The organism is Kitasatospora sp. NPDC092286, from assembly GCF_044755565.1.
Lineage (GTDB): Bacteria > Actinomycetota > Actinomycetes > Streptomycetales > Streptomycetaceae > Kitasatospora.
In genome coordinates this window covers 72,673-94,078 of sequence record NZ_JBIVRD010000017.1, presented here as the reverse complement: position 1 = coordinate 94,078, position 21,406 = coordinate 72,673, and the positions used below count along the sequence as shown (strand labels likewise).

Genomic DNA, 21,406 nt, shown 5'->3' with positions numbered 1-21,406 from the left:
ATTCGGGCGCCGACCCGGGCGCCGGTCCGCCGCGACCGGCCTCGGCCCGGCTCAGGCGGTGCCGGACTGCCCGGTCAGTCCGTACGCCTGGGCGATCAGCCCGTACGAGCGGTACCGGGCCTCGTGACCGTGGATGTGCGAGGTGACCATCAGCTCGTCCACCCCGGTCCGCTTGCGCAACGCCTCCAGCCCGTCGGCGACCTCGCCCGGTGAGCCCAGGACGACATTGCCCAGCCAGTCGTCGACGAAGTCCGCCTCCACCGGGCTGTACGGGTAGGACTCGGCCTCCTCGGGGGTGGGGATCGGGCCCGGGTTCCCCCTGCGCAGCCGGAGCATCCCGAGCGCCGCCGAGCGCGCGAGCCGTCGGGCGGTCGTCTCGTCGTCGGCCGCGACCGCGCTCACCCCGATCAGCGCGTACGGCTCGCTGAGCACGGCCGACGGGCGGAACGCCGAGCGGTAGAGATCGAGGGCCGGGATGGTGTTGACGCTGCTGAAGTGGTGGGCGAACGCGAACGGCAGGCCGAGGCGGCCGGCCAGCTGGGCGCTGAAGCCCGACGAGCCGAGCAGCCAGATCGGGGGCCGCCCGTCCCCCTGTGGGACAGCCGTCAACCGGGCGTAGGGGTGGCCGGCCGGGAAGTCGCCGTCGAGGAAGTGCGTCAGCTCGGCGAGCTGCTGGGGGAAGTCCTCCGCGCCGTCGGCGAGGCCCCGCCGCAGTGCTCGCGCGGTGGCGGGGTCGGTGCCGGGGGCCCGGCCGAGGCCGAGGTCGATGCGGCCGGGGTGCAGAGCCTCCAGCAGGCCGAACTGCTCGGCGATCGCCAGCGGGGCGTGGTTCGGCAGCATGACTCCGCCCGAGCCGAGCCGCAGTGTCGTGGTGTGGGCCCCGAGGTGGGCCAGCAGGACGGCCGGCGTGGAGCTGGCGACGCCCGGCATGCCGTGGTGCTCGGCCACCCAGAAGCGGTGGTAGCCCCACTCCTCCGCGCTGCGTGCCAGCGTCGTGGTCGCGGCCAGCGCCTCGCCCGGCGTGTAGCCGACGCCGACGGTGGCCAGGTCGAGGATCGAGAGCGGCGCGGGCGCCGCCCCCCGGACAGTGCCTCGGATCGCCGCGTGGGTCTGCGGTTCGGGTCCGCGCTCCTGCTGGTCCTCGGTGGTCATACCGTCCGCCCTCCGGGCTGTCGTGGAGCGACCGTGCCCATGCGCCGGTGGTCGCTTCTGCCGACGGAGGTCAACCACACGGCCGAGTCGGCTGTTCCCGGGGCCGGGCGGCCCGTCCGGGTGCCGGTCCCGTTGGTGCTGGTGCCATTGGTGCCGGCGCCGCCCCGGTCGGGTGAGGATGCGGCTACCGACCGTTCGGCTGACTCAGAGCCAGCGGGCGGACACGCGTGGCGACTTCACGCCAGAGCGGGAAGTCGCCAACCGCAGGGCTCGCGATCGGCGGCCGACGTCCGGCAGGCTAGTGATCAGGAGCGGATCACCCAACCGGATCCGCACTCCACCAGCAAGGTCGTCGGGCTGGACCAGCGCCGATCGATCCCCGTGAGCCCCTGGAGCGGCACCCCGCTCCAGGGGCTCGCGCCTTGTGACGCAGGGCATGCCCGGGGTGCTTCATGGCATGAAAAGTCGAGGCGCTAGCGTTGACCCCTGCAGCCATCTGCTCCCTCGGGCAGCCTGGAGGGAGTATGGACCTTGGACATCGCGGCGGTGATCGGATCCTCGTGGATCTGCGCCCTGGCGCTCTGCGCCGTATTGGGCGACGCCTTTCTGCCCTTCATCCCCAGCGGGACGCTGGTCATCCTGGCCGTGCTCAAGACGGCACAGATAGACGGCGCGCCGGTGGTGCTGGGGCTGTGCGTGGCACTGGCCTCGTTCCTCGGCGATCTCCTGCTGCTCAGCCTCGCCCGGCGCGGCGCCCCTCTGGTGAGTCGACGGCTTGAGCACCGCCCACAGCTGGCGGCGAACGTCGCCAAGGTCCAACGGGCCCTGGACGGCCGGACCACCGGGGCGGCGGCAGCGATGGTGGTGATCGCGCGGTTCGTACCGGCCGGGCGGACCGTCCTCGACCTGGCCATCGGCCACTCCCCCGCCCACCCGCGCCGCTTCCTCCGCTGGTCCGCGCTGGCCGCACTGGTCTGGGCCGCCTACATCGTGACGCTGGGCTGGCTCAACAGCCACTGGTTCGACACCGCCTGGCTGAGCCTCGCGGTCTCCTGCACCGCCGCCACCATCGTCAGCACCGCCATCGCGCGCGTCGTGCGCCGCAGCCGGCGGCTGGCCGCCGCCTGAGGGCTGACGGCTGGGGGCTGAGGGCTCGGTGATCCGCCGCGGCGGCACGGGCCAGTGAGCGCAAAGCGTCACAGGACGGAAACAGAAGGCCGGTCTTCGCAGCCTATGTGGGCACGCTGCGCGTGTTGGCTGTCGACGGACCTCGGCACCTTGGTGACCCCTGAGTCCGCGTGGCATGCTAACGGCGGAATATTCATCAATTGCCCGATTTGACCGGTGTGGCCCTCCGCCACCCTCGGCACCCGGCCAGGGCATCCAGGGGAGACCATGACCAGCATCTCTCGAAGGACCGTGCTCAGTGCCACCGCTGCGACTGCGGCTCTCGGGGCGGTCGCGGCGTGTTCCAGCGGCGGATCGAGTCCTGGCTCCACCACCTCCTCCCCTGTTTCCGGCAGCAGTAGCGGCAACGGGCGGACGGGAACCGGAGATCCCGCCAAGGGCGTGCCGCCCAAGGGGACGCCCATCGGTGATGGTTCCAACGCCGACACCGGCCCCCAGCCGAACCAGCCCAAGGCCGAGAAGCTCAAGCCCGGTGAGCGACCGCCGCAGTTCGTGGTGTTCTCCTGGGACGGCGCCGGTGGCACGGAGGACGGCCAGTTCCCCCGCTTCCTCAAGCTGGCCGAGGAGCACAAGGCCTCGATGACGTTCTTCCTCTCCGGGATCTACGCCCTCCCGAAGGGCAAGGCCGACCTCTACCACCCGCCGAAGCACTCGGTCGGCGCGTCCGACATCCCGTACCTCTCGGACGGCGCGGTCAAGAGCACGCTCAAGCTCATCAGCCAGGCCTGGCTGGCCGGCCACGAGATCGGCACCCACTTCAACGGGCATTTCTGCTCGACCCGTTCAGACGGCAACGGGGTCAACAAGTGGACGTCCGAGGACTGGCAGAGCGAGATAGACCAGGCGATCTCGTTTGTGACCCAGTGGCGGACCAACACCGGTTTCACCGACGTCGACCCGCTTCCCTTCGACTACAAGAAGGAGCTCATCGGCGGGCGAACCCCTTGCCTCGAAGGGCAGAAGGCCCTGCTGCCGACCGCGGCGAAGATGGGGTGGAAGTACGACGCCAGCTCTTCCGGCGGCCTGCAGATCTGGCCGCAGAAGGTGCAGGACGGCAAGGTCTGGGACTTCCCGCTGCAGAGCATCCCGTTCCCCGGGCACACCTTCCAGGTGCTGTCGATGGACTACAACATCCTGGCGAACCAGTCGGCCGGCAGCACCAAGGGCGACCCGGGCAAGTACAACGACTGGCGCAGCCAGGCCAGGGACGCCTACCTGGCCGGCTTCGACCGCACCTACAACAGCAACCGCGCGCCGTTCTTCATCGGCAACCACTTCGAGCAGTGGAACGGCGGGATCTACATGGACGCCGTCGAGGAGACTCTCAAGACGATCGCGGGCAAGCCGGAGGTCCGGCTGGTGTCGTTCCGGCAGCTGGTCGACTGGCTGGAGGCCCAGGACCAGTCGACCCTCCGCAAGCTGCGCACGCTGAACGTTGGGCAGGCGCCCACCGGCGGGTGGGAGACCTTCCTGGGTACGGCCGGCTGAAACCCGGACGACCGCAGGGACAGCGGCCGGCGAGGGTGCTGCTGGGGGTGCCGGACCGGTCGGCGGTCCGGCACCCCACCGGCCGACCCGGCCAGGTCTGTTACCCGATGGAAGGCCCGGCCGGGCCGGGCCCGAGGAGGCGCTGCACCACGGCCTCGGCCCCGGCTCGGCCCCAGAGAATCGAGTAGTGATTGGTGTCCGGTACGAGCTCGGCCGCCACCACACGGGCCGGATCCAGTCCGGCCATCGCTATCCGCTTGCCGTCGTAGAGGGCCTGCGACTCGTCGAGCAGGCCGCGTTCCGCCCAGAGCAGTTCACCCGTGCACGGCAGCCGGTGCACGGCGGCGGCCGCCTCCTGGTCGAGCAGGACCTGGGCCCCGTCGACCTGAACGGCCTCCAGCACACAGGAGGAACGCAGCTCGGGTGCGGTTCCGATGAGATCGCGCTGGGTGTAGGCGTCGATCTCGTCCGACCAGTCGGCGCCGAAGGCCGGGTGCTGCTGCCAGAACGCGCGGTAGGCCTGACGGTCCGGGAAGGTCATCGAAAGCCGCGCCAGCGCCGGGCCGAGCACCGCGGCCAGAACGTCCTCCTCCCGGACGCCCTCCGGCAGGGGGAAGGTCACCGCGCCGTCGACCAGCACCACCCGGCTGACGAGGTCCGGATGCCGCACCGCCGTCAGGGCTGTGACCCAGGCACCCATGGAGTGCCCCACCACGACGGTGGGACCCAGGTCGAGCGCCGTGATCAGCGCGGCCACGTCATCCGCGTGCCGGGCCAGACCGTACGGTCCGCTCACGGTGTGGCTGGCTCCGCGTCCGCGCAGGTCGGGCGCGAGCAGGGTGGCCCGGCCAGCGAGCCGGCGGGCGACCTCGAACCAGGCGAGGCCGTTGGCGGTGATGCCGTGCACCGCCACGATGGTCGGGGCCCCCGGGTCGGTGGCGGGCCAGCGAAGGACGGCCAGGTCCCCTCCTGGGACCGGCACCGTCAACTCCTCGGGGTGCAGCGGTGACTGGCTCACGCGGGGCTACCTCCTGTGGGACGGGCGCTGCGGGCACCGGCAGAGGGCCGGGCCGAGCGGGCGGAACGGGCGGCTCGAATGCGGGCAGGAAGTCTAGCCAGGCCGCCGGGCAGCAGGTAGACCACGGCGACGAAGAGGCCGCCCAGGAGGAAGAGCGGCTGGGAGAGCGGGACCCGCAGGACCGCCGGCAGGTCGGCGATCGTCTCGGAGTTGGCGAGGTCCCCGAGTCGGTGACCGGCCCAGGTGTAGATGACGCCGCCCAGCAAGGGACCCCAGCGCGTGCCGGATCCGCCGAGGACGACCATGACGAGGAGCGAGAGCGTGGCGTCGGAAGTGGCGGCCTGCGGGGTGGCGCCGCCGGTCAGCAGGAGGTAGACCACCCCACCCACGGCGGCCAGGGCGCCGGCGAGGACGAACGCGATCAACTTGTACCCGTAAGGCCGGAGTCCGAGCACCTCAACCCGGCGCTCGTTCTCCTTGATGCCCTCCCAGACCCGGCCGAGAGGCGAGCTGACGGCCCAGTGGACGGCGGCCAGGGTCAGCACCAGGTAGGCGACGGCGATCCAGTAGAGGTTGGCGGTGTTCTCGATGCCGAGGAACGCGGACGGCAGTTGGTCGGCCGGCGCGGACCGCCCTTCCTCGCCACCGGTGACGCCACCGGGGTTGCGCTGGACGAGGATCGAACCGGCCTGCGCGAAGGCCAGTGTGACCATGGAGAACCCGATGCCGGTGACGCGGAGGCTGACCGAGCCGAGCAGCAGGGCCAGCGCGACGGCACAGGCGACACCGAAGAGGGCGGCCGCGGCGAAGGGCAGTTGGAGCTCCAGCATGCCCAGGTTGGTGGCATAGAGGCCGGTCGCGAAGTAGAGCGCGTGGCCGAAGGAGAGCAGCCCGGTACGGCCGAGCAGGAGGTCGTAGCCGGTGGCGAGGGCCCCGTAGAGCAGGCACAGGGCGATGAGTTGGAGACTTCCGGGGCTGCCGAGCGGGCCGTCGAGCAGTCCCGGAACGGGAAGCGCACTATAGGGGGCGACAAGGAGCACGATCAGCAGAGCGATCGGCCACCAGCGTAGCGCTCGGTGCACCGGTGTCGAGCGCTCAGTGACTGATTCACCTGTTCGAGGGATAGCGCGGCCCTCGCTCACTCGTCCAGAATGTGTCTCGGCAGGGCTGGTGACAGTCCCCCCTGCCGGAGTGGCGGCGGTGCGGTCGGCCGCGGCGCCACCGGTGCTCGTGATCGGGGTGTTGGCGCTCACGCGAGCCTCCCGGTGAGTCCGCGGGGTCGTACGAGAAGCAGTACGGCCAGCAGGACGACGACCGACAGGTCGCCCAGTCCCGCAGCGGTGTAGTAGTTGGCGAACTGCTGGACGAGACCGACACATACCGAGGCGACGGCGGCTCCGGTGACGGAGCCCATGCCGCCCATCACGACGACGACGAAGGCGAAGATGAGCAGGCTGGTTCCCTGGCCGGGGTTGACCGAACCGAAGTAGAGGCCGCCGAGCGCGCCGCCGAGGGCGGCGGCCGCCCCACCGATGGCGAAGACGAGGGTGAACGCCTTCCGGACGTCGATGCCGAGCGCGGTGACCATCGCCCGGTCCTCGACGCCGGCCCGGACGATCAGCCCGTAGCGGGTCCGGGCGAGGAACAACCGAAGAGCGAGCAGCAGCAACGCGGCCGCGGCCACGAGGACGAAGCGGTTGACCGGGACGGTCGCACCGAGCACGTGCCAGGTGCCGGAGAGCAGGGCCGGTTGCGGGAAGGGGCGGGCGTCAGCGCCCCAGATGCCCATCAGGAGAGCGGGGACGGCCAGCCCGACACCGACGGTGGCAAGGATCTGGTCGCGTGGGCGGCTGTAGAGCGGCCGGATCAGAAAGAGTTCCAGCAGGACGGCGGCGGCCGTACCGACCAGCGTGCCGAACGGCACGGCGAGCCAGAAGGCGAAGCCGGCCTCTGTCCCGGCCCACCAGGTGGCATAGGCGCCGATGGAGAGCAGAGCGCCGTGCGCGAAGTTGAGCACGTCCATCAGCCCGAAGATCAGTGAGAGACCGGAGGCCACCAGGAAGTACAGCGCACCCAGACCAAGTCCAGTGCAGGTAAGGAGGACGACGGTGTCCATCAGGGGTTCACCTCCGTGGTGACAACAGGAGCGGCCGGGGCCCGCCCGGCCGCCGCAGGGCCGGGCCGCGAGGCGGCCGAGAGGGGTCTGGCGCCCGGGCGGTGGCTGCCGACGCCCAGCAGGCGGCGGGCGGCCTCTTCGTCGGCCAACAGTTCGGCAGTGTCGCCCTGGTGGGCGGTTCGCCCGTCGGCCAGGACAGCGCAGGTGCCAGCCAGACGGCGGACGAGCGCGAGGTTCTGCTCGACCAGGAGAACGGGCACGGCCTCGGCCGCTCGCGCCAGGACATCGGCAACCTCGGCAACGATCTTCGGCGCCAGGCCCTTGGTGGGCTCGTCGGCGATGATCAGCCGGTTGCGGTTGAGCAGCGTTCGGCCGATGGCCACCATCTGCTGCTGACCGCCGGAGAGCGTCCCGGCCAACTGGCCGGACCGCTGCTTGAGTTCGGGGAACAGCTCATGGACGAGCTGGTAGGCCGGTTCGCCGTTCCGGTCGCGCTCGGCGAGGCGAAGGTTCTCGGCGACCGTCAGACCGGCGAAGATCCCCCGGTCCTCAGGGGCGTACCCGATGCCCTGACGGGCCACGAGATGTGTTGGCAGATAGGAGAGTTCAGTCCCGGAGAAGAGAACACTGCCGGTGCGCGGCACAAGGCCCATGACGGCCTTGACCGTGGTGGTCTTGCCGGCGCCGTTGCGACCCAGAAGGGCGGTGACCCCGGTCGGCGCCACGTCGACGTCGACCCCGTGAAGGATATGCAGCCCATCGATGACGACCCGCAGGCCACGGACGGAGAGGAGAGCCCGGGAAGCAGAGTCCGCAGATACAGGGCAGGAGGAGACAGGGTCGGCGGAGACAGCGGAGGAACCCGAGGAGGAGGCGGCACGGAGCGGAGAGTCGGTCACAGCGCCTCCCCCAGGTAGGCCTGTTGCACGGTGGCGTCGGCCATCACTGCCTCGGGAGTGTCCAGTGCGAGCAGCGTGCCGTGGTGCATCACGGCAAGGCGGTCGGCCAGGTCGAGCAGGACGTCCATGTGATGCTCCACCATCAGTACGGTGCGGCCGAGATCGCGGTGCACGGAGCGGATCAGTTCGGTGAGCGCCGGTACCTCCTCGGCGCTGACGCCGGCCATCGGTTCGTCCAGCAGGATGAGCCGGGGGTCGGACACCAGCAGGACGGCGAGTTCGAGCTTCCGCTTCTCGCCGTGCGAAAGCGCACTCGCCAAGGTGTCTGCCCGATGGGTGAGTTCGGTGCGCTCCAGGGTGTCGGCCACCTGGGTCGGGTAGCGGTCGGCCCGACGCCAGAGCCGGTAGGAGGCACGCGGTCCGGCTGCGGCCTGGGCGGCCAGGCGGACGTGGTCGGCCACCGTCATCCCCGGCCAGAGAGAGGAGGTCTGAAAGGTACGGCCGAGCCCGCGGCGCGCCCTGGCGTGGACGGCTTCGGCGGTGATGTCGGCGCCGTCGAGTTCGAGACTGCCGTGGCTCGCCGGGTAGATGCCGGAGATCAGGTTGAAGAGGGAGGTCTTTCCAGCACCATTGGGTCCGATGAAGGCGACGAACTCGCCTTCCCCGACCGAGAACGAGACGTCCTCGACGATCGGCACCCCTCGGACGGACCAGCCGAGGCCGTTCAGTCGCAGGACCGGTGGGGCCATGGTGGACGAAGCAGGACCGGGCATGACGATCAGCCCGCCATCGGAGTGACCGGGGGCGCCGCCTCGTCCGCGGTCAGCGTCTTCTCCACGGAGGGCTTGGCAGCCGCCCCGCTGCCCGTCAACCGGACCTGGAACATCGGCTGGAGGAGGGCGTGGTCCTCTGCGCGCACCGTGGTCGGGCCCTTCACCCCGTCGAAGCTCCAGCCCTCCAGCGCCTTCACCAGAGCAGAAGTGTCGTCGGTGGATCCGTGGTTGGCCTCGACCGCGTGCACGATCATCTGGGCGGCGGTAAAGCCGTCGGGGGTGAAGATGTCCGACTTGCCACCGCCGGCGGTCACGGCATCGTCCATGGCCTTCTCCACCGGGGTACCGGCGGCTCCACCGAAGTAGTGGTTCAGAAAGGAGATCTTCTCGCTGGCCGGGCCGAAGAGCGGGTAGGAGGCGGCGAGGTCGAGACCGGTGACGACCTTGGTGTCGGCGAACACGTCCTGCTGGTTCAGCGCCGTCCAGAGGGCCGAGGAGGTGTCACCGGCCCAGGCGACGAACAGCAGGTCGGGCTTGGCGGTCTTGGCCTGGGTGGCGAACGGGGTCAGGTCGGTCGCGCTCGGCGGGGCGAGCACCGAGTCGACCGTGGCGCCCTGGGTACCGAGCACGGCCTTGACGGCGGCCACGTTGGCCTGCCCGAACGCGTTGTCCTGAGCGAGCACGGCGACCTTCTTGCCCTTGGCGTCGCCGATGAACGAGGCCGCGGTCTTGATGTCCTGGTAGGACTGGCGGCCGGAACGGAAAGTGTACTTGTTCAACCCGGTGACCTTGTCGGCGGCGGCCGGGCCGCTGATGAAGAGCACCTTGTTCTGGGCGGCGATCGGGCCGACCTGAAGGGCCACGCCCGAGGCGGTGGAGCCGGCCAGGATCTTGTGGCCCTTGCCGATCAGGTCCTTGGCGGCCGACACCGCCTTGGCCGGGTCCCCGGCGTCGTCCTGCTCCTCGAACTCGATCTTGTGTCCGTCGACCGCGCCGGTGCCCTTGGTCGCGTAGTCCAGCCCCGCTTTGAAGCCCTCCAGGTACTGCTTGCCGTACGCGGCCAGCGGCCCGGTCTTGGAGTACACCAGGCCCACCTTGACCGGGCTCTTCGCGCCGCCTCCACCGTCCGCCGCGGTGGTACCGGCGGTGCCGGCCTTGGCGCAGCCGGCCGCGAGGAGGACACACGCCGCGGCGGCGACGAGCTTGCGCCCGGGGCCGGCGGTCACGGCCGCGCCCGCGAGGGTGCCGGAGGCGGTCCTGGTGAGGGCTGTCGAGCTGCGCATGGTGACCGACTCCTGAGGGTGCTGCGGGGGTGGATGCCGGAACCGTAGGTGTGCCATGAGAGCCGCGACATGTGCCCGGACGACGCATCAGGAGCCCCGGATGTGGTTCGGACCGCCATACCGCTGAACCGGAGCCCTGCCGTCGGCCACCGAGTGTGGATGTCCACCATGCATCCGCGCACATGGGTGGCGGCCACCGCCATGGCAGGGGCGGCCCGCGCCCGGTGACGGTGGTGGGGCTCGAACGGGACGCACGCGGGCATTCCGTCGCCCTCCGCCTGCACAGGCTCGCCCGCCTCCCCCGCCCCCACCCCTCTCCGCCCCTCCCCCTCATGAGGTGACCACTTGGACAAGGTCCTGGACTCCCCCGCCGGCGCGGTCGGGGACATCCCCGACGGAGCCGTGCTGGCCGTCGGCGGGTTCGGCCTCTGCGGCATCCCCAGCACCCTGATCGGCGCCCTGGCGGCCGCCGGCACCACCGGCCTGCGCGTGGTCTCCAACAACTGTGGGGTGGACGACTGGGGGCTCGGCCTGCTGCTGCGGGCCGGGCGGATCGCACGGATGACGTCCTCCTATGTCGGCGAGAACAAGGAGTTCGCCCGGCAGTACCTCTCCGGCGAGCTGGAGGTGGAGCTGACGCCGCAGGGCACCCTGGCCGAGCGGTTGCGGGCCGGGGGTGCCGGTATCCCGGCCTTCTTCACCCCGGCGGGGGTCGGCACCCAGGTCGAGGAGGGCGGGCTGCCCTGGCGGTACGCGCCGGACGGTTCGGTGGCGCTGGCCTCGCCGCCCAAGGAGGTCCGGGAGTTCGGCGGCCGACGGTACCTGCTGGAGGAGGCCATCACGGCCGACTTCGCCCTGGTCCGCGCCGAGGTGGCGGACCGCCACGGCAACTGCGTCTTCCACGCCGCCGCCCGCAACTTCAACCCGCTCTGCGCGGCGGCCGGCCGGATCACCCTGGTCGAGGCGGACCGGATCGTCGAGCCGGGCGAACTGGGCCCGGACGCCGTCCACCTGCCCGGGGTGTACGTCGACCGGGTGGTCGCCGCCGATCCCGAGGACCGCCGCATCGAGCGCCGGACCGTCCGCACCGCACTTCAGGAGGCCTGACCGCGATGTCGACCGAACTGTCCGCCGCGGTACCCGCCGCCGCGTCCGCACCCACACCTCCCCACCTGCCCACCCACATGTCCGCCGCGGTCGACCTGCGGAACGCGCTCGCCGCACGGGCCGCGCGGGAGCTGCGGGACGGGCAGTACGTCAATCTGGGAATCGGTCTGCCGACCCTGATCCCCAGTCACCTTCCGCCGGACGTCCATGTGGTGCTGCACTCGGAGAACGGAATCCTCGGCGTCGGCCCGTACCCGGTGGAGGGGACCGAGCATCCTGATCTGATCAACGCCGGAAAGGAAACGGTGACGGTCGCCGCCGGCGCCTCGTACTTCGACTCGGCCTTCTCCTTCGGCATGATCCGAGCCGGCCGGATCGATGTCTCGGTGCTCGGCGCGATGCAGGTCTCGGCCACCGGCGATCTGGCCAACTGGATGATCCCGGGCAAGATGGTCAAGGGCATGGGGGGTGCCATGGACCTGGTGCACGGCGCCCGGCGGCTGATCGTCGTCATGGAGCACACCGCGAAGGACGGATCGCCGAAGATCGTCGAGGAGCTCTCACTTCCCGCCACCGGGCGTGGAGTTGTCGACCGCATCGTCACCGAGCTGGCAGTCATCGATGTCACGCCCGTCGGGCTGCGCCTCGTGGAGACGGCCCCGGGGGTGGGGTTCGACGAAGTTCAGGCGGCCACCGGCCCCACCCTCCTGTCGGCCGTCGGCTGAGAAACCGGCCGAACGGCAACCAGTCCCGCCACACCCAGCCCCACGACAACCAGCCCCACAGCAACCGGACACACCACCCCGGGAGCACTCGAAGACCCGACGGCCGGACCACCCCGTGCAGTGGTCCGGCCGTCGTATGTCTTTTCGAACTATCCAAAGCGACAAAGCCGTGAAGCGACCTGTGCACAAATCCATCTCAATAGCACCCCCCAATGATCGAATGGCCAAGAACCGTCATATCTTCACTCTTGCGCAATGATCATTTCTCAGATCGGTTGCGATCAGGCCGGGGCTCCGGGAGAGTTGGGCGCGTCGGGGATCCCGCACACCCGGAGGGGAGTCCGGGGCGGATCGGTTATCCCGCATTCGAAGCAGCCAAGCAGTCACATGTCAAAATCGGTCGTACACGTTTTAGTGATTGACGGCCCGGACACCGCCTGGACGCACCACGACTGTCCGGCGGTGTTCTGCTTCGAAAGCAAGGCTCCGGGGGAGCGGTCAGTCGCGAGCGCGGCCCAAGTACGGTCACAGCAACGGGACTACGGATCGCCCACCCCCGGTCGGAACACGCACGAACGGGCCGGTCCGCACGACCGGCCACGGGGGGAGCCACACATGATCAAGCTGTTCTCACGGCAGTCGGGCCCCGAGTCCTCGGCCGCTTCCACCATTGGCGCGGCCGCCGTCGACGACGAGCTGATCTCCATACCCGTCCCCGAAGCCCCGTACGACTACGCGCACTTCAGCCGCCTCGCCGGCCCGCCCGTCGCTCCGGAAGACCACCCCGACACCCACCCCGACACCCACGCCCACGCCCACGCCTACGACTGCGCCTCCGTCTACGCCCACCCCCGCATCGCCACCGAGGCCGCCCCACAACCCCCCTACCGCGTCCAGTACCGCAGCCTGTTGAGGCGCGAGCCGCACCGGATCCGGGCGGCGCTGCTCCTGCTGGCCGCCCCGGTGGTCGAGGCCGTGCTGCTCGTCTGGCTGCTGCTGCCCGGGCACTGGCCGGTCCGGCCGGGCGAGACCCACTCCTGGTTACTGATCGGCGACAAGGTGATGATCGGAATCATCGCGGTCGTCGAAATGTTCCGGCTGGTCAACGTCGTCTCCAACACCCACGCCACCCTGGCCGCCCGCGACCCGGTGCCGGTCACGCCCGAGGCCGGCAGCCGGGTCGCGTTCATCACCACCTGTGTGCCGGGCAAGGAACCGCCGGAGATGGTGCGCACCACGCTCACCGCCGCGCTCGCCGTCCGGCACAACGGCCCGTACGACGTCTGGCTGCTCGACGAGGGAAACGATCCTGCCATGCGCGCACTCTGCGCGGAGCTGGGCGTACGGCACTTCAGCCGGCACGGGGTGGCGGGCTGGAACCAGCGCAAGGGCAGGTTTCGCGCCAAGACCAAGCACGGCAACTACAACAGCTGGCTCCAGGCCTACGGCGGCGGCTACGACTTCTGGGTCGCGGTCGACACCGACCACGTCCCGCTGCCCGAGTTCTGCGAGCGGATGCTCGGTTACTTCCGCGACCCGGACGTGGCCTTCGTCGTCGGCCCGCAGGTGTACGGCAACTACCGCAGCTCGGGTTCGGCGGTCACCAAGTTCTCGGAGAGCCAGCAGTTCCTCTTCCACGCGCTGATCCAGCGCGCGGGGAACCGTTACGGCGCACCGATGTTCGTCGGCACCAACAACGCCGTCCGGATCAGCGCCCTGCAGTCGATCGGCGGTCTGTACGACTCGATCACCGAGGACATGGCGACCGGCCTGGAGTTCCACCGCCGCCGCAACCCGGCCACCGGCGAGCGCTGGAAGTCCGTCTACACCCCGGACGTGCTGGCGGTCGGCGAGGGGCCGTCCTCCTGGACGGACTTCTTCTCCCAGCAGCTCCGCTGGAGCCGGGGCACCTACGAGACACTCCTCACCCAGTACTGGCGCGCCGTCTGGGGGCTGTCGCCCGGTCGGCTGCTCAACTACACGCTGATGGTCTGCTTCTACCCGATGGCGGCGCTGACCTGGCTGCTCGGCGGCGTGTCCAGCGTGCTCTACCTGGGCTTCGGGGCCTCGGGCGTCCATGTGTCGTCCGAGATCTGGATGATGCTGTACAGCGACGCGGCCGCCCTCCAGGTGCTGCTCTACACCTGGAACCGCAAGCACAACGTGAGCCCGCACGAGCCGGCCGGGTCGTCCGGGGTGGCGGGCATGGTGATGTCGGCGGTGAGCGGGCCGATCTATGCAGCATCGTTTCTCCAAGCGGTGTTTCGCCTCCGCAGCCGTTTCGTGGTGACTCCGAAGGGCGGCTCGACCAGCCGCGACCGGGTGGCCACCTTTCGCATCCACCTGTTCTGGGTCCTGGTGTTCGGCGGCGCGGTCACCGCCTCCTTCTTCACCGGCCACGACCACATCGCGATGCGCACCTGGGCCTGCATCGCGCTGTTCCTCAGCCTGCTGCCGATGCTCGTCCTGGCCGCCGACGCGATCCGCCGACGCCGGGCCCGGCCGACGTCCACCCTCTCGGTCACCAGCGCCGGCACAAGCACCAGCACCACCCCCGCGACCGGCCCCACCTGCCGCACCAGCACCACCGACACCGCCAGCACCGGCCGCACCAGCGACACCGCGCCCACCGCACGGACCACCACCCACTGAGCCCGCACCACGAGAGGACGAACCACCGTGAAGATCCGCAACACCGGCCGCACCAAGCGCTTCGCCCTCGGCAGCACGGTAGCCCTGACCGTGGCCGGGATGAACGCGCCGGCCGTGCTCGGCTTCGCCAACGAGCAGTACCACCAGTACGTGATCAGCCAGCCCGGCTACAAGGCGGAGTACGGCCACTGGCAGACCGTCATCCTGCCCGCCGAGTTCCGGATCAACGCCATCCATGCCTCCCTGCTGCGCACCGGCAAGATCCTGATCATCGCCGGTTCCGGCAACAACCAGCGCAACTTCGATGCGGGCACCTTCAAGAGCCTGCTCTGGGACCCGGTCAAGAACACCTACAAGTCGGTCCCGACCCCGGCCGACATGTTCTGCGGCGGCCACACCGCGCTGCCCGACGGCCGGCTTCTGGTGGCCGGCGGCACGCTGCGCTACGAGGCACTGGACGGCACGGTGAAGAAGGCGGCCGGCACCATGCGGGTGCGCAACGAGAACCCGGACGCCGCCCGGACGTTCCCCAAGGGCACCGTGTTCACGGGCCCGAACGGGCGCGAGTACGTGTCCACCGCCGAGGTGACCGTCCCGGCGGCGGTGAAGACCGGCGCCGGTGACCGGACCGTCGTCAAGGCCGGCGAACAGCACGTGTTCGTGGAGGCGGTGGCGCAGGGCGCGGCGTACGTCGACAACTCCCCCGCCCAGTACACCATCAAGGGCCTGAGCGGTGCCGAGGCGCGGAACCTCTACGGCATGAGCGACCGCATGACGCTGGAGAAGCAGGACTTCCAGGGCATCCGCTCCGCCTTCGAGTTCAACCCGGACACCGAGATGTACGAGCAGGTCACCGACATGGCGTACGCGCGGTGGTACCCGACGCTCACCGGGCTGGGCGACGGCCGGGTGGTGACCGTCTCGGGGCTGGACGACACCGGGCAGATCCTCAGCGGCAACGACAACGAGATCTACGACCCGGCCGCCAAGACCTGGTCCAAGGCGCCGGACCGCTACTTTCCGACGTACCCGTCGATCTTCCTCACCGCCTCCGGCAAGCTCTTCTACTCCGGTTCCAACGCGGGCTACGGCCCGGCGGACAAGGGCCGCGTGCCCGGGCTGTGGGACCTGAAGGACAACAGCTTCCAGCCGGTCCCAGGGCTGCGGGATCCCAGCCTCACCGAGACCTCCTCCTCGGTGCTGCTGCCGCCCGCGCAGGCGCAGAAGGTGATGGTGCTCGGCGGCGGGGGCGTCGGCGAGTCACCGCTCTCCACCGCCCGCACGGACATCGCCGACCTCACCGCCGCGAAGCCGGCCTTCACCCCGGGCCCGGACCTGCCGGCGGGCGGCACCCGCTACCTGAACAGCGTGATCCTGCCGGACGACACCGTGTTCACCACCGGCGGTTCCAGCGACTACCGGGGCAAGCACCACAGCGACCTGCTCAAGGCGCAGGTCTACCACCCGGACACCAACCGGTTCACCACCGCCGCCGAGCCCACGGTCGGACGGAACTACCACTCGGAGGCGCTGCTGCTGCCCGACGGCCGGGTGGTCGTCCTCGGTTCCGACCCGCTCTTCGCGGACAAGGCCGACACCGTGCCGGGGACCTTCGAGCAGCGCATCGAGATCTACACCCCGCCGTACCTGTTCCACGGCGAGCGCCCGCAGCTGACCGCCGCCCCGGCCACCGCGAAGCTCGGCGACACCGTCACGGTGAACACCGCGGCACCGAACGGCGTCGCCACCGCCAAGCTGATCCGGCCGAGTTCGGTCACCCACGCGACCGATGTCGAGCAGCGCTCGGTGGCACTGGACATCACCGGGCGATCGGCCGCCGGCGTCTCGCTCACCCTGCCCGCCAACCCCAACCTGCTGCCGCCCGGCTGGTACATGCTGTTCGTGACGGACGGCGCCGGGACGCCGTCGGTCGCGCGCTGGATCCAGGTGACGGCCTGAACCACCGGTCGGCCCCGACGAACCACGACCCCAACAGCCCCCGACTGCCCGGCCTCAGGCCGACGCCCGCGCCAGCCCCAGCGCGTACGGCAGCCAGAACTCGCCCGCCCGGGGCTCGCCGCGCCCGCACTCGCCGTCCGACTCCCCGGGGTTCTTGATCCAGAGATAGGCGTCGACGCCCGGCCTGCCGGTGTTCTTCGTGGGCGGCTCGCCGAGCGCGCGGCCGGGCGGGTTGCACCAGGCCTCGCCGCTCAGCGGGCCGTTGCCGTTGCGGCTGGTGTCGATGACGAAGGGCTTGCCGCCGAGCGCCGCGGAGAGTCCGCCGCCGTACGCAACGTTCCGGCCGGTGTCGTAGAAGTTGGAGACGTTGACGGCGAAACCGTCCGCCACGCCGATACCGGACTTGCGCAGCGCCTCGGCCATCGCCGAAGGGTCCTGCGCCCAGCCGGGGTTGCCCGCGTCCAGATAGACCCGGACCTGCGGGCGCTTCTTCAGCTCCTGGACGGCGAAGGCCAGCAGTCCGTACCGCTCGGCGGAGACCTCGCTCCTGGCCCCGCCGCCGCAGGTGTCCAGGGTGTGCGCGATGGCGTCCGGCTCCAGCACGACCCACGCCTTGCGGTCGCCCAGCGCCTCCGCCAGTCCGGTGATCCAGGCCCGGTAGGCCGCGGCGTCGGCCGCGCCGCCGGCCGAGTAGAGGCCGCAGTCGCGGTGCGGGATGTTGTACGCGACGAAGACCGGGGTGCGGTCCGCCGCGGCGGCCCGTCGGCTCACGTTCTCGGCGATGCCGCCGGCCGCCTCGTCGCCGAGCCACTGGGACGAGGGCTGGGCGGCGATCTTCAGCAGGGCGTCGGCCTCCGCCGTCCGGCCCTGGCCGCGCAGGGCGACGAGCTGTTGGGCGGCGGAGGTCTGGTCGGAGACGTAGAAGGTCTGGCCGGGGAGCTGGGCGAGCCCGGCACCGGCCCCGCCCGTATCGGCACCCGTGGCCGCCGGCACGGGCGCCCCCTGCGTACCGCCGTTCGTTCCCCCGCTCGCGCCACCGGCCCTGCCCGCCACGCCCGAACTCCCGTCGGTGCAACCCGCGGTGCCCGCCATCAGCCCCAGCAGCGCCGCCCCCGCGGCCAACCGGAACCCCGCTCCTCGCCCTACCCGGCGCACGTACCGCCCCTCCCCAGACCTGGTCCGGCGACCTGGTCGGCCCCCAGCTTCGCACACCGGGCACCGGCCGACAGCCGTGGCCGGTGAACTGCCGGTGACGGCGGCGGGCGGACGAGGAGTCAGCTGACCAGCGGCGTCAGCCCTGCTTCAGGTTCGGGATCCGCCAGTCGAGCGGGTCGACGCCGAAGCCCGACAGCGCCTCGTTGATCTGCGAGAACGGGCGGCTGCCGAAGAACAGCTTGGCGGAGAGCGGCGACGGGTGCGCGCCCTGGACCACGACGTGCTTCTCGGTGTCGATCAGCGGCAGCTTCTTCTTGGCGTAGTTGCCCCAGAGCACGAAGACCACCGGCTCCTCGCGCGCGCTCACCGCCTTGATCACCGCGTCGGTGAACTTCTCCCAGCCCTTGGCCTTGTGCGAGTTGGCCTCGTGCGCGCGCACCGTGAGCACCGCGTTGAGCAGCAGCACGCCCTGCTCGGCCCAGTGCATCAGGTAGCCGTTGTCCGGGGCCGGGATGCCGAGGTCGGCGTCCAGCTCCTTGAAGATGTTGCGCAGCGACGGCGGCGTCTTGGTGCCGGGCAGCACGGAGAAGCTCATGCCGTGGGCCTGGCCGTCGTCGTGGTACGGGTCCTGGCCGAGGACGAGCACCCGGACCTTCTCGTACGGCGTGGCCTCCAGCGCGGAGAACTCCTGCCCGCTCGGCGGGAAGACCTGGTGCTGCGCGCGCTCGGCCGCCACGAAGGCCGCCAGCTCGGCGAAGTACGGCTTCTCCGCCTCGGCGCCCAGCACCTCGCGCCAGGACTCGGGCAGCTCCAGCCCGGCCCCCGATCCCGCCTCGACCGCGTCCGCCTCGACCACGCCTGCCTCGACCGTGTCCGTCACGACATCAACCTCCCACCGGACGGCCGCTCACCGCGGCACCGCCCCGACCTCGGACGCGCCGCGGCCCTTGCGCCGCACGCCCTCTTCCACCCCGAACGCTACACAGCCCGACTGACACTCCACTCCGCCGGAGCCACATCCGTCCGGGCCACCGCACCCGCAGCAGCCGCGATCCCCACGTGACCCCGCCGCACTCGTCCGCCCTCCTCGGTGAACCCCACCGGGCACGCGGGACGGGCCCCACCCCGGCCGTCGGCCAGGGCAGGGCCCGGTACAGCGGTACAGCGGTGCAACCGCTAGACCAGCTCGACCAGGTCCGCGATCGAGTTGACCACCCGGGTCGGCCGGTACGGGAAGCGCTCCACGTCGGCGGCCGCGGTGAGGCCGGTGAGCACCAGGATGGTCTCCATACCGGCCTCCATGCCCGCCACGATGTCGGTGTCCATCCGGTCGCCGATCATCACGGCGGTCTCCGAGTGGGCGCCGGCGGTGTTCAGCGCCTCGCGCATCATCAGCGGGTTGGGCTTGCCGACGAAGTACGGCTCGACGCCCGTCGCCTTGGTGATCAGCGCCGCGACCGAACCGGTGGCCGGCAGCACGCCCTCGGTGGACGGACCGGTCTCGTCCGGGTTGGTGCAGATGAAACGAGCCCCCTGGTTGATCAGGCGGATCGCCTTGGTGAGCGCCTCGAAGCTGTAGGTGCGGGTCTCGCCGAGGACGACGTAGTCCGGGTTGTTGTCGGTCAGCACGTAGCCGGCCTGGTACAGCGCGGTGGTGAGCCCCGCCTCGCCGATCACGTATGCGGTGCCGCCCGGGCGCTGGCCCTTGAGGAACTTCGCGGTGGCCAGGGCCGAGGTCCAGATGCACTCCTCCGGCACCTCCAGACCCATGCCGGCCAGGCGGGCGCTGAGGTCGCGCGGGGTGTAGATGGAGTTGTTGGTCAGCACCAGGAACGGCTTGCCGGACTCCCGCAGCCGACGCAGGAACTCCTCCGCGCCGGGGATCGGCGTGCCCTCGTGGATGAGGACCCCGTCCATGTCGGTCAGCCAGGACTCGATGGGCTTGCGGTCTGCCACGTGCGTGTCTCCCGAAGTCTTGCAACGTCTTGCGTTGGTCGTACGAAAACCGCGGCGCACCGCCGTCACCGCTGCGCCTCCCACCGGCCGGACCCTCCTCGGGACACCGGACCGCCGGGGGTATTGCTGGCTGCCCCAACGGGGCACAGCCTAATCCGCACACCTGCTCGACGGCAGCCGGTCCCGCCCACCGGAATACGCGTCCACCGCCGGCCGTCCACCCTGACCGGCCCGCCCCGGGCGCTCTCACCCCGGCGGCCCCGCACCTCAAAGAAGCCTTAAGCCACCCCTAATCCCACTGATCGCCCCTCAGCGCCTCGGCCCCGCCCGGCTAGCGTGAGCGGCACCACCCTCACCCCGCTCCCGCCAAGGAGTCCTCCGGCCATGCCCGTGCGCCGTCTCCTCCCCGCCGTCGTCCGCCCGATCGCCGCCACCGGCCTCGCCGTCGCCCTCGCCGTCGGCGGCACGGTCGCCGCGCGATCCGCCCCCGTGGCCGCCTCGGCCGGCACCCCGGCCGCCGCCTCCGCGAACCTCGCCCGGACCGGTGCCGACCGTTCCCTCGGCATCCTCGCCTCGGTCGGCTCCGCCGTCCTGCTCACCGGCGCCACCATCGCCGTCATCCACCGCCAGCGCCGCGGCCGGGACGCCCGGGCCCGCTGAGCACCGGCCCCGCCGAAGGCGTCGCCGGGAACGCCCCGAAACCGGGGCCGACCGGGCGCCCCGTGATTGAGTGGAGCGCATGAGCCCCACGTCGCGCCCCCCGCTGCGTCCGTCCAGCCTGTCCGGTCCCTCCGGCCCGTTCCGCGTCGGCCTGATCGGTTACGGCCTGGCCGGCTCCGCCTTCCACGCCCCGCTGATCGCCAGCACTCCCGGGCTTCGGCTGGACGCGGTGGTCACCGCCAACCCCGACCGCCGTGCCCGACTGCACCGGGAGCACCCCGACGCCCGGGCCGTCGACACCCCCGAGCAGCTGCTCGCCGATCCGGACGCGCTCGACCTGGTCGTCATCGCCTCCCCGAACCGCACCCACGCCCCGCTGGCCCGGGCCGCGCTGCACGCCGGGCTGGCCACCGTGGTCGACAAGCCGCTGGCCGCCACCGCCACCGACGCGCTGGAGCTGTGCCGACTGGCCGAGTCGCAGGGCACCCTGCTCTCCGTCTTCCAGAACCGGCGCTGGGACGGCGACTTCCTCACCGCCCAGCGGCTGGTCCGCGAGGGCGCGCTCGGCCGGGTGCACCGCTTCGAGTCGCGCTTCGAGCGGTTCCGGCCCAAGCCCAAGCCCGGCTGGCGGGAGCTGGCCGACCCGGCCGAGGTCGGCGGCACCCTGTACGACCTGGGCAGCCACCTGGTCGACCAGGCGCTCACCCTGTTCGGGCCGGTCGAGACGGTGTACGCCGAGATCGACGTCCGCCGGGACGGCGCGGTGGTCGACGACGACGCCTTCCTCGCCCTCACCCACGCCTCCGGCACCCGCTCCCACCTGTGGACCAGCGCCATCACGCCGCTCGTCGGCCCCCGTCTGCGGGTGCTCGGCGACTCCGCCGGGTACGTCAAGTCCGGTATGGACCCGCAGGAGGCCGAGCTCCGCGCCGGCCGCCGGCCGGACGGCACCCATCCCTGGGGCACCGACCAGCCTGCCCACTACGGCACCCTCGGCACCGACGAGTCGGCCGCCTCGATCCCCACCGACCCGGGCGACTACCCGGCCTTCTACGCGGGCATCGCCGCCGCCCTGGCCTCCCCCGGTACCCCGCCCCCGGTCGACCCGCACGACGCCGTCGCCACCCTCGCCGTGCTGGAGGCGGCCCGCGCCGCGGCCGCCACGGGGACGACCGTCCGGCTCGACTGACCGGCCGGACCGACCGGTTGGACCGCCCCACTGAACGGACCAGCCACGAGCGGAAACGTTCTGCCCGCCGAGAAGAACCTCGGCGG

18 protein-coding genes are annotated in these 21,406 nt (G+C 71.2%); 8 read left to right on the top strand and 10 right to left on the bottom strand.

The window, feature by feature from the left end; all coding sequences use genetic code 11:
• Positions 1-51: 51 nt before the first annotated feature.
• On the bottom strand, positions 52-1,152 hold the full coding sequence (locus ACIQIB_RS19365; protein WP_363606723.1) for an LLM class flavin-dependent oxidoreductase: 1,101 nt from the start codon (positions 1,150-1,152) through the stop codon (positions 52-54).
• Positions 1,153-1,683: 531 nt separating this feature from the next.
• Here ACIQIB_RS19365 and ACIQIB_RS19360 point away from each other — a divergent pair.
• Both ACIQIB_RS19360 and ACIQIB_RS19355 read left to right on the top strand, forming a co-directional pair.
• Positions 1,684-2,280: a VTT domain-containing protein gene (locus ACIQIB_RS19360; RefSeq protein WP_363606722.1), complete on the top strand. Its 597-nt coding sequence runs from the start codon at positions 1,684-1,686 to the stop codon at positions 2,278-2,280.
• Positions 2,281-2,547: 267 nt separating this feature from the next.
• On the top strand, positions 2,548-3,828 hold the full coding sequence (locus tag ACIQIB_RS19355; protein ID WP_400655654.1) for a hypothetical protein: 1,281 nt from the start codon (positions 2,548-2,550) through the stop codon (positions 3,826-3,828).
• A 100-nt stretch (positions 3,829-3,928) separates the two neighbouring features.
• On the opposite strand, the gene ACIQIB_RS19350 is transcribed toward ACIQIB_RS19355, so the two are convergent.
• From ACIQIB_RS19350 to ACIQIB_RS19325, 6 genes are all read right to left on the bottom strand, one after another.
• Positions 3,929-4,846 (bottom strand): alpha/beta fold hydrolase, encoded by a 918-nt coding sequence (locus tag ACIQIB_RS19350; protein WP_400759221.1) that lies wholly within the window; start codon positions 4,844-4,846, stop codon positions 3,929-3,931.
• Positions 4,843-5,928, bottom strand: a complete 1,086-nt coding sequence (locus ACIQIB_RS19345; protein WP_400655650.1) for a branched-chain amino acid ABC transporter permease — start codon at positions 5,926-5,928, stop codon at positions 4,843-4,845. The genes ACIQIB_RS19350 and ACIQIB_RS19345 overlap by 4 nt, the downstream gene beginning before the upstream one ends.
• Before the next feature lie 167 nt (positions 5,929-6,095).
• The gene (locus tag ACIQIB_RS19340; protein ID WP_363606717.1) at positions 6,096-6,962 is read right to left on the bottom strand and encodes a branched-chain amino acid ABC transporter permease; all 867 of its coding nucleotides are present in this window, start codon (positions 6,960-6,962) and stop codon (positions 6,096-6,098) included.
• A complete protein-coding gene (locus ACIQIB_RS19335) occupies positions 6,962-7,738 on the bottom strand; it encodes an ABC transporter ATP-binding protein (protein WP_400759290.1) in 777 nt (258 codons plus the stop codon). Before ACIQIB_RS19335 ends, ACIQIB_RS19340 begins: the two co-directional genes overlap by 1 nt.
• A gap of 119 nt (positions 7,739-7,857) precedes the next feature.
• Complete coding sequence (locus ACIQIB_RS19330) at positions 7,858-8,610, bottom strand: ABC transporter ATP-binding protein (RefSeq protein WP_363606715.1); 753 nt, start codon at positions 8,608-8,610, stop codon at positions 7,858-7,860.
• Between the two features lie 29 nt (positions 8,611-8,639).
• A complete protein-coding gene (locus tag ACIQIB_RS19325; RefSeq protein WP_363606714.1) occupies positions 8,640-9,917 on the bottom strand; it encodes a substrate-binding domain-containing protein in 1,278 nt (425 codons plus the stop codon).
• A 345-nt stretch (positions 9,918-10,262) separates the two neighbouring features.
• Between ACIQIB_RS19325 and ACIQIB_RS19320 the strand changes: the two genes are divergently transcribed.
• The 4 genes from ACIQIB_RS19320 to ACIQIB_RS19305 all read left to right on the top strand — a co-directional run bounded on the left by ACIQIB_RS19320 (position 10,263) and on the right by ACIQIB_RS19305 (position 16,360).
• A complete protein-coding gene (locus ACIQIB_RS19320; RefSeq protein WP_400759219.1) occupies positions 10,263-11,024 on the top strand; it encodes a CoA transferase subunit A in 762 nt (253 codons plus the stop codon).
• A gap of 77 nt (positions 11,025-11,101) precedes the next feature.
• Positions 11,102-11,749: a 3-oxoacid CoA-transferase subunit B gene (locus ACIQIB_RS19315; protein ID WP_400759289.1), complete on the top strand. Its 648-nt coding sequence runs from the start codon at positions 11,102-11,104 to the stop codon at positions 11,747-11,749.
• Positions 11,750-12,364: 615 nt separating this feature from the next.
• Positions 12,365-14,401: a glycosyltransferase family 2 protein gene (locus ACIQIB_RS19310; RefSeq protein WP_400759216.1), complete on the top strand. Its 2,037-nt coding sequence runs from the start codon at positions 12,365-12,367 to the stop codon at positions 14,399-14,401.
• 27 nt (positions 14,402-14,428) lie between these two features.
• Positions 14,429-16,360 carry a galactose oxidase-like domain-containing protein gene (locus ACIQIB_RS19305; RefSeq protein WP_363606711.1) on the top strand — a complete coding sequence of 644 codons (1,932 nt, stop codon included), beginning with the start codon at positions 14,429-14,431 and terminating at the stop codon, positions 16,358-16,360.
• Between the two features lie 54 nt (positions 16,361-16,414).
• Here the strand turns inward: ACIQIB_RS19305 and ACIQIB_RS19300 are convergent, their stop codons facing one another.
• From ACIQIB_RS19300 to ACIQIB_RS19290, 3 genes are all read right to left on the bottom strand, one after another.
• Positions 16,415-17,452: a glycoside hydrolase family 6 protein gene (locus ACIQIB_RS19300; protein ID WP_400759287.1), complete on the bottom strand. Its 1,038-nt coding sequence runs from the start codon at positions 17,450-17,452 to the stop codon at positions 16,415-16,417.
• 199 nt (positions 17,453-17,651) lie between these two features.
• A complete protein-coding gene (locus ACIQIB_RS19295) occupies positions 17,652-18,329 on the bottom strand; it encodes a uracil-DNA glycosylase (protein WP_363606795.1) in 678 nt (225 codons plus the stop codon).
• Positions 18,330-18,691: 362 nt separating this feature from the next.
• Positions 18,692-19,471 carry an HAD-IIA family hydrolase gene (locus tag ACIQIB_RS19290; protein ID WP_363606708.1) on the bottom strand — a complete coding sequence of 260 codons (780 nt, stop codon included), beginning with the start codon at positions 19,469-19,471 and terminating at the stop codon, positions 18,692-18,694.
• Between the two features lie 384 nt (positions 19,472-19,855).
• Between ACIQIB_RS19290 and ACIQIB_RS19285 the strand changes: the two genes are divergently transcribed.
• Together ACIQIB_RS19285 and ACIQIB_RS19280 are read left to right on the top strand one after the other, a co-directional pair.
• On the top strand, positions 19,856-20,131 hold the full coding sequence (locus ACIQIB_RS19285; protein ID WP_363606706.1) for a hypothetical protein: 276 nt from the start codon (positions 19,856-19,858) through the stop codon (positions 20,129-20,131).
• A gap of 79 nt (positions 20,132-20,210) precedes the next feature.
• Positions 20,211-21,320, top strand: coding sequence for a Gfo/Idh/MocA family oxidoreductase (locus tag ACIQIB_RS19280; protein WP_363606705.1), 1,110 nt, complete (start codon positions 20,211-20,213; stop codon positions 21,318-21,320).
• Positions 21,321-21,406 lie beyond the last annotated feature (86 nt).